A 236-nucleotide genomic window follows, 5' to 3' on the forward strand; every position below is an offset into this window, starting at 1 on the left:
GTTCGGCGGCTTCCCGGGCCAGGTCGGCTTTTTCGGTGTCCGACTGAGAGCTGACGGATACATATTCACCGGCCGCCATGGACATGGCGCCCGCGACCAGACCCGCCACGCCCGACACCAGAACCGCCGTTTTCGGGGCTCCGGACGCGGCCACGCCGACGATCAGGCTGGAGGTGGACAGAAGGCCGTCGTTGGCGCCCAGGACAGCGGCTCTCAGCCAGCCGATACGGGCGATC

The 236-nt window shown here is 68.2% G+C and carries 1 protein-coding gene; it reads right to left on the reverse strand.

The window, feature by feature from the left end; all coding sequences use genetic code 11:
* Window positions 1-235, reverse strand: a 235-nt coding sequence (locus CVH10_RS24425; protein WP_181244762.1) for a VIT1/CCC1 transporter family protein, incomplete at its 3' end; no start/stop codon positions are given.
* Window position 236 lies beyond the last annotated feature (1 nt).

It is taken from the genome of Halomonas sp. ND22Bw, assembly GCF_003011945.1.
In the GTDB taxonomy this organism is placed as follows: Bacteria; Pseudomonadota; Gammaproteobacteria; order Pseudomonadales; family Halomonadaceae; genus Halomonas; species Halomonas halophila.